General features: G+C 70.5%; 10 protein-coding genes. 3 read left to right on the top strand and 7 right to left on the bottom strand.

Features of this window, described 5'->3' with window-relative positions; translation table 11 throughout:
- Window positions 1–362: 362 nt before the first annotated feature.
- Window positions 363–1,781 carry an argininosuccinate synthase gene (argG, locus tag QM779_RS02435; RefSeq protein WP_428531070.1) on the bottom strand — a complete coding sequence of 473 codons (1,419 nt, stop codon included), beginning with the start codon at window positions 1,779–1,781 and terminating at the stop codon, window positions 363–365.
- Between the two features lie 224 nt (window positions 1,782–2,005).
- On the opposite strand from argG, the gene QM779_RS02430 reads away from it, so the two are divergent.
- Both QM779_RS02430 and QM779_RS02425 read left to right on the top strand, forming a co-directional pair.
- Complete coding sequence (locus QM779_RS02430) at window positions 2,006–2,653, top strand: hypothetical protein (RefSeq protein WP_428531067.1); 648 nt, start codon at window positions 2,006–2,008, stop codon at window positions 2,651–2,653.
- A 102-nt stretch (window positions 2,654–2,755) separates the two neighbouring features.
- Window positions 2,756–4,531 (top strand): LamG-like jellyroll fold domain-containing protein, encoded by a 1,776-nt coding sequence (locus QM779_RS02425; RefSeq protein ID WP_428531064.1) that lies wholly within the window; start codon window positions 2,756–2,758, stop codon window positions 4,529–4,531.
- A gap of 4 nt (window positions 4,532–4,535) precedes the next feature.
- On the opposite strand, the gene leuA is transcribed toward QM779_RS02425, so the two are convergent.
- From leuA to QM779_RS02400, 5 genes are all read right to left on the bottom strand, one after another.
- A complete protein-coding gene (gene leuA, locus QM779_RS02420; RefSeq protein WP_428531061.1) occupies window positions 4,536–6,320 on the bottom strand; it encodes a 2-isopropylmalate synthase in 1,785 nt (594 codons plus the stop codon).
- Between the two features lie 169 nt (window positions 6,321–6,489).
- Window positions 6,490–7,686, bottom strand: a complete 1,197-nt coding sequence (locus tag QM779_RS02415) for an FUSC family protein (protein WP_428531058.1) — start codon at window positions 7,684–7,686, stop codon at window positions 6,490–6,492.
- A gap of 92 nt (window positions 7,687–7,778) precedes the next feature.
- Window positions 7,779–8,699 carry a GTPase Era gene (era, locus tag QM779_RS02410; protein ID WP_428531055.1) on the bottom strand — a complete coding sequence of 307 codons (921 nt, stop codon included), beginning with the start codon at window positions 8,697–8,699 and terminating at the stop codon, window positions 7,779–7,781.
- Entirely contained in the window at window positions 8,696–10,027 is a 1,332-nt protein-coding gene (locus tag QM779_RS02405) for a hemolysin family protein (protein WP_428531052.1), read from the bottom strand. The genes era and QM779_RS02405 overlap by 4 nt, the downstream gene beginning before the upstream one ends.
- A 66-nt stretch (window positions 10,028–10,093) precedes the next feature.
- Complete coding sequence (locus QM779_RS02400; protein WP_428531049.1) at window positions 10,094–10,768, bottom strand: YczE/YyaS/YitT family protein; 675 nt, start codon at window positions 10,766–10,768, stop codon at window positions 10,094–10,096.
- Window positions 10,769–10,829: 61 nt separating this feature from the next.
- Between QM779_RS02400 and QM779_RS02395 the strand changes: the two genes are divergently transcribed.
- A complete protein-coding gene (locus QM779_RS02395) occupies window positions 10,830–12,278 on the top strand; it encodes a PLP-dependent aminotransferase family protein (protein WP_428531046.1) in 1,449 nt (482 codons plus the stop codon).
- Window positions 12,279–12,575: 297 nt separating this feature from the next.
- On the opposite strand, the gene ybeY is transcribed toward QM779_RS02395, so the two are convergent.
- Window positions 12,576–13,028 (bottom strand): rRNA maturation RNase YbeY, encoded by a 453-nt coding sequence (gene ybeY, locus QM779_RS02390; protein ID WP_428531043.1) that lies wholly within the window; start codon window positions 13,026–13,028, stop codon window positions 12,576–12,578.
- Window positions 13,029–13,032 lie beyond the last annotated feature (4 nt).

Here is a 13,032-nt window from a genome sequence, read left to right as displayed (position 1 = left end):
CACCGTCATCCCGGGCTTGACCCGGGATCCCTCCACAGACCAGACCCCACCCCGACCACGAGATCCCGGCCTGCGCACCCACCCCCCGTCATCCCGGGCTTGACCCGGGATCCCTCCACAGACCAGACCCCACCCCGACCACGAGATCCCGGCCTGCGCCGGGATGACAGAAGAGGGTGGGCCGACCACGAGATCCCGGCCTCCGCCGGGATGACAACCGTGGGCGGGCCGACGACGAGATCCCGGCCTCCGCCGGGATGACAGAAGAGGGGGGCCGACCACGAGATCCCGGCCTGCGCCGGGATGACAGGAGAGAAGGGCGGCCGGGCTGTCGCCGATGGTGGTGGCGCAGCGGGTTCGCGTCAGTCGGTGCCGGACTCCATGCCGGAGAGGTTCTGGGCCTCCTCGATCGCGGGCTCGGTCGCGTTGCCCGCGGTGATCTGGGACGCCCGACCGGAGTCGAGCTGGCCGACCAGGGCGGACACCTCGCCACCGACCAGGCCGAGCTGCGCGTACTGCTCGAGCCGGGTGCGGGAGTCGGCGATGTCCAGGTTGCGCATGGTGAGCTGGCCGATCCGGTCGGTCGGCCCGAACGCGGCGTCGCCCACCCGCTCCATGGACAGCTTCTCGGGGTGGTACGACAGCGCCGGGCCCTCGGTGTCGAGGATCGACCAGTCGTCCCCGCGGCGCAGCCGCAGCGTCACCGAGCCGGTGATCGCGGACCCGACCCAGCGCTGCAGCGACTCTCGGATCATCAGCGACTGCGGGTCGAGCCAGCGACCCTCGTACATCAGCCGGCCGAGCTTGCGCCCCTCCAGCTGGTAGTTCGTGAACGTGTCCTCGTTGTGGATGGCGGTGACGAGCCGCTCGTAGCAGATGTGCAGCAGCGCCATCCCGGGCGCCTCGTAGATGCCGCGCGACTTCGCCTCGATGATCCGGTTCTCGATCTGGTCGCTCATGCCCAGCCCGTGGCGCCCGCCGATCGCGTTGGCCTCCCGGACGAGGTCGACCGCGGTGGCGAAGGTCCGACCGTTGATGGTCACAGGCCGGCCCTGCTCGAAGCCGACCGTGACGTCCTCGGTCAGGATCTCGACGGCCGGGTCCCAGAACCGGACCCCCATGATCGGCTCGACGATCTCGATGCCGACGTCGAGGTTCTCCAGCTCCTTGGCCTCGTGCGTGGCGCCCCAGATGTTGGCGTCGGTGGAGTAGGCCTTCTCCTTGGAGTCGCGGTACGGCAGGTCGCGCTCAGCCAGCCACTGGCTCATCTCGGCGCGTCCACCGAGCTCGCGGACGAAGTCGGCGTCCAGCCACGGCTTGTAGATCCGCAGCTGCGGGTTGGCCATCAGGCCGTAGCGGTAGAACCGCTCGATGTCGTTGCCCTTGTAGGTGGAGCCGTCGCCCCAGATCCACACGTCGTCCTCACGCATGGCGCGGACGAGCATGGTGCCGGTGACGGCGCGTCCGATCGGGGTGGTGTTGAAGTAGGTCTTGCCGCCGGTGCGGATGTGGAACGCGCCACAGACCAGCGCGACCAGGCCCTCCTCGACCATCGCCGGCGTGCAGTCGACCATCCGGGACAGCTCCGCGCCGTACTCCAGCGCGCGCCCGGGGACGGAGTCGATGTCGGGCTCGTCGTACTGGCCGAGGTTGCCGGTGTAGGTGCACGGCACCGCGCCCTTCTCGCGCATCCAGGCAACGGCGACGGACGTGTCGAGACCGCCGGAGAACGCCAGACCGATGCGTTCGCCGACAGGGAGTTCGGTGAGGACCTTGGGCATGCCGACGATCCTATCGGTGGTCGCGCACGACCCCGGAACGGGACCGGGAACGCCCTTGTCACCCACGCAGGCGATACCCGGACGGGTGTCGCCTGCGTGGGGACTCGCACACGGGTTGCGAATCCGACATGATTCATCACGACAAGAACTGCAAGCGGCTACGGGAGGGGTCCTCAGCCGCCCAGGGAGTGCCACTCATCCAACGACTTAGGGGAATTACTGCCATGTCCGATTCGTACAAGCCTGCCCGGAAGCGTCGCGGAGTCGCGCTGCCCGTTGTCATCGCCGGCGGCCTCAGCTCCCTGCTGCTGGCCTTCAGCCTGACCCCGACCTTCTCCGCGCTGACCGCGGCGATCACGAACTCGGCCAACACCGCCGGTACGGGCACCCTGGTCATGACCGAGACCAGCAGCGACATGGGCACCACCTGCACCAGCGGCGCCACCGGCAGCGCCACCTGCTCCACGATCAACAAGTTCGGCGGCAACACGGCCTCGAGCGGCTACATGGCGCTGAAGCCGGGCGGCTCGGTCACCTCGACCGTCACGATCAAGAACTCCGGCACCGTCGACGCCTCCACCTTCACCATGGGCGGCGGCACCTGCACGATGTCGACCAACGGCACCGTCAACGGCTCCGCCACGCAGGCCCAGCTGTGCGGCAAGTTCAACCTCGTGATCACCGCGGGCGGGACCAGCGTCTACACCGGCACCGCTGCGGCCTTCGCAGGGACGACCACGACGATCGGCTCCGGCGTCACCGCCGGCTCGACCGTGACGATCGTAGTGAAGATCACCCTCGACTCCTCCGCGGACGCGACCTACCAGGGCCTGGCGATCACCCAGCCGATCACCTGGACCTTCGGGGCCTGAGCCCGGCAGGGGTCTCGGCCTGAAATACTCTCGGCCTGGGGCCGGGGAGCGCTCTGCCGCCCCCGGCCCCTGTAGCCGTACCGACGGAAGGTGATGCAGTACATGACCAAGCGAGCAGCCGTCTGGGCAGCCGCCGTCATCGGAGCAGCAGTCGTGATCGCCGCCCTGATCGTTGCATCGGGGCTGCGCTTCTACACGGTGATGACCCCGTCCATGGGCGAGACCGCCCCGGTCGGCACCCTCGTGGTGACCCGCCCGGCCGACGCCTACCAGGTCGGTGAGGTCGTCACCTATGAGCGCAACGGACGCAGCTACACCCACCGGATCATCACCGCCAACCCGGACGGGACGTTCGTCACCAAGGGCGACCTGAACGCGTCGGCCGACCCCCTCCCGGTCTCGAGCAGGGAGATCGTGGGCAGGGCGATCTGGATCGCGCCGGGGCTGGGCTGGTTGTGGCGCGGATTGCCCTGGCTCCTCCTGGGCGGCCTGGTGGTCTACGCCGTTTCCCTGAACAGCCGGTTCGACCGGACCTGGCGGTGGGTGCTCCGGCTCAGCGGCTGGACCCTGGTGATCTGTCTGGTCGCCTTCTGGCTGCGGCCGTGGGTGAGCCTCTCGATGCTGTCGTGGACGCCGGCCGACACCGGCGGCGCCGACATGCACGTGGTGAACACGGGGCTCTTCCCTCTGAACGTCCTCGGCGACCGGCTCGTCAGCGGCCAGGACGCCATCGTCCACGTCACCGAACAGAACGCCGCAGGGGAGTACACGCTCACCCCCGGCCTGGCCTTCCACTGGTGGGAGCAACTCGGCCTCCTGCTGCTCTGCCTCGTCCCGACCCTGATCGCGTTCCTGATCAGGGACGACCGCGTCCCGCACACCCCCAGCCGCGCGGTGGAGGAGGACGCCACCGCCGACGCGGGCGCGCAGGACGCGACCGCACCCGCCGAGGACGCTGGAGGGGACGAGGAGGAGGACCACCCCGACCTGCGTCGGCTGATCCTGATCGCCGCGATCGTGTTCGCGGTCGTGGTCAGCGTCGCCGTGGTGACCTTCAGCACCACCAGCGCCGCCCTCACGGCGAAGGTCGCCAACAGCACCAACACCGCCGGCAACCGGACCTTCTTCACCTGCACGAACGCCGTGACGTCGTCCGGCGGCAGCCCGTACCTGGCCTGGGCGATGGGCACGGCCGGCACCACGAAGGCCGCCGACCTCAATGGCAGCACGGCGACCACCAGGGTCGGCACGTTCGCCAACTCGACGGCGCTGGGGACGTCGACCACCGGCACGACGACGGTCGGCTGCAACAACGACACCCCGAAGGCGTCGGTGTACTTCAACGGCACGTCACAGTGCCTCTACACCGGCGCGACGATCTCCAACCCCCAGACGTTCTCCCTGGAGGCGTGGTTCTGGACCGCCACGAAGCCGAACGGGAAGGTGATCGGCTTCGGGAACACCCAGAACGGCAGTGACACGACCTACGACCGGCACGTGTACGTCGACGACGCCGGCAGGGTGGTGTTCGGCACCTACAACGGGGGCTTCCAGGTGATCTCCTCCCCCGCCGGGACCAGCTACGCCGACAGCGCGTGGCACAACGTGATCGCGACGTTCTCCGCGGGCACGGGGATGAAGCTGTACATCGACGGAGCCCTGGTCGCGTCGAACACGTCCTACACCGCCGCGGAGAACACCACGGGCTACTGGAAGGCCGGGTGTGGAAACCTCGGCGGCAGCTGGCCGAACGCGGCCGGTTCGGCCAGCTGGAGTTCGCTGAACTACTTCAAGGGCCAGATCCAGTACGCAGCCGTCTACTCCGCGGTGCTCACTGCCGCCCAGGCCAAGGAGCACTACCAGGCCGGCCTGGCCTGACCGCTCAGGGACGCGGCTCGCCGGGCACCGACTCCGCGGCCTGGATCCGGGCGTCTCTGTCGAGCGCGCCGACCACGGCCTTCAGGGACGCGGTGACGATCGACTCGTGCAGGCCGACGCCCCACAGGACGTGCGCGTCCTCACCCTCCCCGATCTCGGCCTCCACGTAGGCAGCGGCCCTCGCGTCCCCTCCGGAGGAGAGCGCGTGCTCGGTGTAGTCGAGGACGCGGACGTGGTAGCCGAGGATGCCCAGGGCGTCCACGAACGCCGACACCGGGCCGTTGCCCTCGCCCGTGATCTCCCGCTCGACGCCGTGGTCGCGGACGACAGCGGTCACGACATACCCACCACCGTTCGACACCGACTTCACCGTGACCAGCTCGAGCGGGGCGGAGTCCTCCAGGTACTCGGAGGAGAATATCTTCCACATCTCCTCGGGCCCGACCTCGCCGCCCTCGGAGTCGGTACGGGCCTGCACGACCCGGGAGAACTCCATCTGCAGCCGACGGGGCAGGTCCAGCTTGTGCTCGGACTTCATGATGTAGGCCATGCCGCCCTTGCCGGACTGGCTGTTGACCCGGATCACGGCTTCGTAGGTGCGGCCCACGTCGTGCGGGTCGATCGGGAGGTACGGCGCCTCCCAGGGGATCTCGTGCAGACCCATCCCCTGGGCGGCGGCCGTCCTCTCCAGCACCTCCAGCCCCTTCTTGATGGCGTCCTGGTGGGAGCCCGAGAAGGCGGTGTAGACCAGGTCCCCCGCGTACGGGTGGCGCGGGTGGACCGGCAGGTTGGTGCAGTACTCCACCGTGCGACGGATCTCGTCGACGTCGGAGAAGTCGATCTTCGGGTCGACGCCCTGGCTGAACAGGTTCAGGCCGAGCGTGACCAGGTCGACGTTGCCCGTCCGCTCACCGTGGCCGAACAGGCAGCCCTCGACCCGGTCGGCGCCGGCCATCAGGGCCAGCTCGGTCGCAGCCACCGCCGTCCCGCGGTCGTTGTGCGGGTGCAGGGAGATGGCCACGTAGGGCCGGTTGTCGATGTGCCGACCGAAGTACTCGATCTGGTCGGCGTAGGTGTTGGGGGTGGACCGCTCGACCGTGGCCGGCAGGTTCAGGATGATCTCCCGGCCGGGGTCGGGCTGCCACCTCTCCATCACCTGGTTGCACACCTCGAGCGCGAAGTCGGTCGGGGTCTGCGTGAAGATCTCCGGGCTGTACTGGTAGCCGAACTCGACGTCGCCGAGGTTCTGCTCGGCGTACTTCATGACGAGTTCGGTCCCCCGGGTCGCCATCGCGATGCACTGTGCCTCGTCGATTCCGAACACCACTCGCCTGAACAGTTCCGCGGTCGCGTTGTACAGGTGGATGGTCGCACGCTTCGCCCCGATCAGGGACTGGGCGGTGCGTTCGATCAGGTCCTCACGGGCTTGGGTGAGGACGCTGATGGTGACGTCGTCGGGGATGGCATCGCTGACGATCAGGCTGCGCACGAAGTCGAAGTCCGTCTGGGACGCGGACGGGAAGCCGACCTCGATCTCCTTGTAGCCCATCCGGACCAGCAGGTCGAACATCTTCCGCTTCCGCGACGGCGTCATCGGGTCGATCAGCGCCTGGTTGCCATCCCTCAGGTCGGTGGACAGCCACCGGGGTGCGGCGGTGATCTTCTTCGTCGGCCACGTCCGGTCCGGCAGGTCGATGGGCTCGAACGGCGTGTACCGTCCGAACGGCATCGGGCTGGGCTGCTGGACGGGGACGGGCTGCTGGCGCGTTCCGAAAGTGTTGGTTGTCATGGTTCCTCGCTGGTGCGGGCTGGCTGGCAGGCGCGTGACGAACTCCGCAGCGAGGAGGCCTGATCGGGACTTACGAGGCCTCGCTGCGGCGACGAAGGATGAGTCGCGCCCATGACATGTCCGTCATGCTGGCACACCGACGCTCGGTTCGCCAACCCCCGACACGCGATCATGGACGTTCCGCCCAGATTCCGGACGCCCCGTCCGGCCCGTCGGCGGCGTCCTCGACCTCGCGGGAATCGGGGAGATCGGGCAGCGCGGCCCGCGCCGCCTCCCGGGACAGGCCGGTCAGCTGGAGCAGGTCCACGGTCACCGAGCGCATCACCGAGACCAGCGCGACGGCCCGCCAGGTCGAGTGCATCACCGCGGACGGCGCACACTCCGCCGCGAGGTTGGACGCCCTGCGCCGGGCCTCGGCGGGAAAGCTCCACTCCCGCACCGAGGCGGCCAGCTGGCCCGCCACGCCTGCCGCCTCCGCGACGAGCATCGCCACCACCGGCTGGGGGCCGGACTCCCCCACGACGCCGCGTCCCTGCCGGACCAGCAGTTCGACGGTGTTCAGCATCCTGCGGAGCAGGACGGCCTGGCGTTCGAGCTCCGCCAGGACGGGCAGGTCGCGCCGCAGGGTGGGGTTCAGCCGCGCGACCTGGCCGGACGAACCCACCACGGCTCGCCCGTAGTCGAGGATGTCGCGGACGCCGCGCAGCTGGGTCCGCGCGTCCCGCAGACCTGCCGTGTCGCCGGAGCGGAGGGCGTCGGCGACCATCCGCAGCAGGACCTCGCTTTCGGTGTGCACGGACGCGAGGTAGCGCTTCGGCCTGCTGGTCACGTCCCTGGGCAGCAGCACGGCCAGGACGAGGGCGACGAGCGCGCCGAGCAGCGCGTCCACCGCCCGGCCCACGGGGTCGGAGGTGATGAGGGTGAAGGTGGCGAGCACGACCATCGCGTTGACGCCGGCCTGCATGGTGAACAGGTCGCCCCTGTCGACGAACCTCGCGCCGAGTGCCGCGACGACGAGCACGACCCCGATCTGCCACGGGCCGGTGCCGATCAGCAGGTGCAGCAGTTCGCCGGTCAGCACGCCGAGCACGGCGCCCGCGCCGAGCTCCGCCACCCGGCGTGGCTGCCGGTTGCGGGTGAACCCCAGGCACACCCAGGCCGCGACCGGGGCGAAGAAGGGGTACGGGTGCCCGACCACGAAGTGCGCCAGCGAGAACGCCAGTGCCGCCGCGGCGGCGGCCTGAAGGACAGGGACGAACGAGCCGACGGCCCGCCGCCAGCCGTCCCGGGCCCGCAGCCGCAGGGCGACGCCGAGCCGGCGGCTCCGCCGAGCCAGCCGCTCCCACGTCCTGCCCGCTGCGTCCACGTCGTCAGGCTATGCCGCCGGCGCCGGACGGCCGGCCCACCCGGCGCGGCTGGCCGCGGCTGCCCCGCGGTTCGGCCAGGGTGTAGGAGGCCTCAGAAGCCGAGCCGGTTGAGGTACTTCGGGTCGCGCTGCCACTCCTTGAGCACCTTGACGCGCAGGTCGAGGTGGACGGGCATGCCGACGAGGGCGGCGATCTGCGTCCGGGCTTCCGTGCCGACCTGGCGCAGGCGTTCGCCCTTGTGGCCGATGATGATCCCCTTCTGGGAGTCCCGCTCCACGACCATCGAGGCGAAGATGTCCAGCAGCGGCTTGTCGGCCGGTCGGCCCTCCCGCTCCCCCATCTCGTCGATCATGACCGCGATGGAGTGCGGCAACTCGTCGTGGACGCCCTCCAGCGCCGCCTCCCGGATCAGTTCGGCGATCCTGGTCTCCAGCGGCTCGTCGGTGACCTCATCGTCCGGGTACAGCTTCGGGCCGTCCGGCAGCAGCGCGACGAGTTCGCTCACCACCACGTCGACCTGGTCGGACGTCACTGCGGAGACGGGGATGATGCTCTCCCACCGGATGCCCAACTCCTCCTCCAGTGAGGCGATCCGGAGCAGGTGCTCGGCCATCCGCTGCTTGCTGACGAGGTCGGACTTGGTGGCCAGCGCGACCAGCTTGGGCCGGCGCGGGAGCTTAGCGATCTCGCCGACCAGGAACGTGTCGCCGGGGCCGATCCGCTGGTTCGCGGGCAGGCAGACGCCGATCACGTCCACCTCGGCCCAGGTCTCGTAGACGAGGTCGTTGAGGCGCTCGCCGAGCAGCGTGCGCGGGCGGTGCAGGCCGGGGGTGTCGATCAGCACGAGCTGCGCGTCCGGGGTGTTCACGATCCCGCGGACGGCGTGCCGGGTGGTCTGGGGACGGGAGGACGCGATCGCGATCTTCTCCCCCACCAGCGCGTTGGTCAGGGTGGACTTGCCGGCGTTGGGGCGGCCGACGAAGCAGGCGAAACCGGAACGGTGGGTGGTCATGAACTCCTCCTGGCGGACTCCTCGGCCAGCTTGGCCGCCGCGTCCGCCGCCGAATCGGCGTCGTCGTCGGCCAGGGACGCCAGCACGGTCTGGATGGTGTGCCGCCGGTCGGTGCCCCGCTCGGCGGTGAGCTCGATGCCCTCCCACTGCACGACCGAGCCGGGGATCGGCACCTTGTTGAGCTCCTTGGCCATCAGGCCGAGGACGGTGTCCACGTCCTCGTCGTCCACCTTGAGGCCGAACAACTCACCCAGGTCGTCGATCGGGAGCCGTGCCGTCACCCGGAACCGGTTCTCGCCGAGCCGGGTCACCGGGGGCACCTCGTGGTCGTACTCGTCCACGATCTCGCCGACGATCTCCTCCAGCACGTCCTCGATCGTCGCGAGGCCGGCGGTGCCGCCGAACTCGTCGATCACGATCACGACGTGGCTGCGGGTCACCTGCATCTCGCGCAGCAGTTCGTCGACCGGCTTGGAGTCCGGGCAGAAGGTCGGCGGGCGCATCAGGGTGTCCACGGTCTCGTTCGACTGCGCCCTCGGGTTGTCGTACATGCGGCGCATGACGTCCTTGAGATACAGGATGCCGACCACGTCGTCGACGTCCGACCCGATCACAGGGATGCGGCTGAACCCTGAGCGCAGCGCCAGGGACAGGCCCTGGCGCAGGGACTTGCTGCGCTCGATGAACACCATCTCGGTGCGCGGCACCATGACTTCCTTGACGATCGTGTCACCGAGTTCGAAGACGGAGTGGATCATCCTCCGCTCGCCGGCCTCGATCAGCTCGCGCGCCTCCGCGATGTCGACCAGCTCGCGCAACTCGGCCTCGGAGGTGAACGGGCCCTCGGTGAAGCCCTTGCCCGGCGTCAACGCGTTGCCGATCAGGATCATCAGCTGCGGGATGGGGCCGAGCACCGACGTCAGCGCCCCGATCGGCCCTGCCGCGGCGAGCGCGACCCGCTCGGCGTGCTGGCGTCCGAGCGTCCGCGGCGCGACACCGAGGACGATGAACGAGACCAGCACCATCGTCAGGACCGGGTACAGCACCCGCTCCCACGTGGCGTCCACGTGCTCGAAGATCACGAGCGAGACCAGGACCGTGGCCACCACCTCCAGCGACACCCGCAGGAACATCGAGGTGTTCAGGTGCGGGGCCGGGTCCTGGGCGACCAGCAGCAGCCGCCGGGCGCGTCCGTTCCCCTCCTCGAGGAGGCTCTCGGCGCGGGAGCGCGGAATCGCGGAGAGGGCGGCCTCCGCGGTCGTGAGGAGCGCGGCGAGGACCACGCAGACGGCGGCAACGGCCACCAGGATCCACTCGGTCTGGGTCAACGGTCGCTCACACGCCTCTTCCGGGTTTGGTGAGCGTTCAGTGTAGTGGAGCGCGGCGCGTGCGGCTCAGTGGCCGTCCGCCGGGGGGTCGAGCCGGACGGCGACGAACGGCAGGAAGAACTGCACGAGCGGTCCGATCGCGAGGGCGTACACCACGGTTCCGATGCCGACCGCACCGCCGAGCAGCCAGCCGATCGCGAGCACGGACAGCTCCAGGCCGGTGCGGACGAGGCGCAGCGACCACCCCGTGCGCCGCGCGATCCCGGTCATCAGGCCGTCCCTGGGCCCGGGCCCGAGCTGGGACCCGATGTAGAGGGCGCCGGCCAGCCCGTTCACCACGAGGCCGCCGACCAGCAGTACCCAGGCCACCGGCCAGGACGTGGCCGCTGGCAGGAGGGAGAGGGTCGCGTCCGTGGCGAGCCCGATCACGACGGCGTTGGCGATGGTGCCCAGCCCCGGCCACTGCCGCAGGGGGATCCACAGCAGCAGGACGAGGAAGCCGACGACGATCACCACGGTCCCGAACGACCAGCCCAGCAGGTGCTGGAGGCCGGCGTGGAACACGTCCCACGGATCGAGGCCCAGGCCGCTGCGGACGAACATGGCCATCGCCGTGCCGTACAGCCACAGCCCGACCAGGAGCTGGGGCAGCCGCCGGCCGAGGCGCCCGGCGCGCAGCTGCTCGAGCGGACCGAGGTCGGCCAGCACGTCCGTGGACCGCAGTGGGCTGGAGATCGGCATGACCACATCCTTTCGCGAAGTGGCCTTGTGAAAAAGTGCCACTTCGCGCAGAGTGGTTCCCATGACTGCGCCCGCGACCAGTGCCGCCCGGCTCGTCCAGCTGCTCGGGCGCAGGGAGTCGGGAGTGCCCGCGTACCGATGGCTGGCGGACGGGCTGCGTCGCGTGATCGCCGACGGCCGGGTTCCGGCCGGGCACGCCCTGCCCAGCGAGCGGCGGCTGAGCGAGGCGCTGGACGCGAGCCGCACCACCGTCACCCGCGCGTACGCGCTGCTGGTGGAGACGGGCTTCCTGGTCGCACGGCACGGGTCGGGGCACGTGGTCACGCTGCCGCTGGGCAGGGAACGGCTCGGGGTGGGCGGCGCCCTGCTGCCGGGCACCGGCGACGCCGAGGACGTCCTGGACCTCACCTGCGCGGCCGGTCGCGCGCCGGCGGGAACGGCGGAGGCGTACGCGGCGGCCCTCGACGCGCTCCCGAGCTACCTCGCGGGGACGGGGTACGCCACGGCCGGTCTGCCCGAGCTGCGCGAACTGATCGCCGCGCGCTACGCCGAACGGGGCCTGCCGACGGCGCCCGACCAGGTGATGATCGTCGGCGGCGGCCTGGCCGGGGTCGGGCTGGCGGTCCGCGCGCTGTCGCGGCCCGGCGACCGCGTCCTGGTCGAGTCGCCGTCCTACCCGAACTCGATCGACGCCACGCGGCGGTCGGGGGCACGGCTGGTGCCGCTCCCGGTCGACCCGACCGGCTGGGACCTCGACCTCGCCGCGGCCACGATCGCCGCGGCCACCCCGGTCGTCGCCCAGTTCATCCTCGACTTCCACAACCCCACCGGCGCGCTGATGCCGGACGCCGACCGCGAGCGTCTGGCCGCGGCGCTGCGCAGGGCCGGGACGGTGGCCGTGGTCGACGAGACCATGCTCGAGGTGCGGCTGGACGAGGGGCCGGTGCCGCTGCCGTTCGCCGCCCACCTGTCGCGGTGCGTGTTGGTCGGGAGCGCGTCGAAGTCACACTGGGGCGGACTGCGGATCGGCTGGCTGCGCGTGCCGCGTCCGCTGCTGCCCCAGCTCGCGCAGGCCCGGATCGCCGACGACCTCGGCGCACCTGTGCTCGAGCAGCTCGCGCTGGTGCAGCTGCTGCGGCGTGGCCACGGGCTGCACCCCGAGCGGAGGGACGAGTTGCGGGCGGCGCGGGCGACGATGGTCGCCGCGCTGCGGGACGCGCTGCCGGGGGCGCGGTGGGTGACGCCGGCCGGCGGCCTGTTCCTGTGGGTGGAGCTGCCGGAGCCGCGGGCCAACCAGCTGGCGGCCGCGGCGAGGAACGAGGACCTGCTGGTCAGTCCCGGCCCGCAGTTCGCGGTCAGCCACGGCCTCCAGCGGTACGTCCGGCTGCCGTACAAGGACCCGCCCGAGGTCGTCGCCGAGGCGATGCGCCGCCTCGGCCGCGCCTGGCGCGCGCAGGCGTCGCTCCCGTCCGGCCCGGTCGCGTCGAGGCCCCGCCCCGTCGTCGCCTGAGCAGCCGCGTCCACCACAAGGTGGACGCAACTGCGGCGAACTCGCGACAAACCGTCCACCTTGAGCAGGGCGAAGACGACGTCCACCGTGTACCGGACGCGCCGCCCGCCCACCACAAGGTGGACGCCTCTGCGGCGAACTCCCGACAAACCGTCCACCTTGACGCGGACCCCGCCACCGCCCACCACAGAGTGGACGCTTCCGCGGGGAACTCACGACAAACCGTCCACCTTGTGGTGCGGGAGCTGCCATCCCGGGCTTGACCCGGGATCTCGGGGCAAGGCGCAGACGGGCTGCTCAGGCGCGGGACGCGGTCCAGGCAGCGATGATCTTGTCGTTGAGGTCGAACATGACCTTCTTCTCGGTGGGCTCGGCGTGGTCGTGGCCGAGCAGGTGCAGCAGGCCGTGGATGAGCAGGTAGTCCGCCTCCTCCTCCGGCGTCCGGTTGCTCTCAGCGGCCTGGGCCGCAGTGACCTCGGGGCACAGCACGATGTCGCCGAGCAGGCCGACGGGCGGCTCCTCGTCGGGTTCGGGCGCCCGCAACTCGTCCATCGGGAAGCTGAGCACGTCGGTCGGGCCCGGCTCGTCCATGAACTTCTCGTGGTACGCGCTCATCGTCTCGGTGTCGACGAGCACGATCGACAGCTCGGCCTGCGGGTGGATCCGCAGCGCGTCCAGGGCGAAGGTCGCCAACTGGACGAGGCGCTCGGTGTCGACCGCCACTCCGGACTCGTTGTTCAGTTCGATCATGGCT

This window comes from Propionicimonas sp. (genome assembly GCF_049840635.1).
GTDB lineage: Bacteria > Actinomycetota > Actinomycetes > Propionibacteriales > Propionibacteriaceae > Propionicimonas.
Note: the sequence above shows the minus strand (reverse complement) of the source record. Positions and strands in the feature narration are given on the sequence as shown.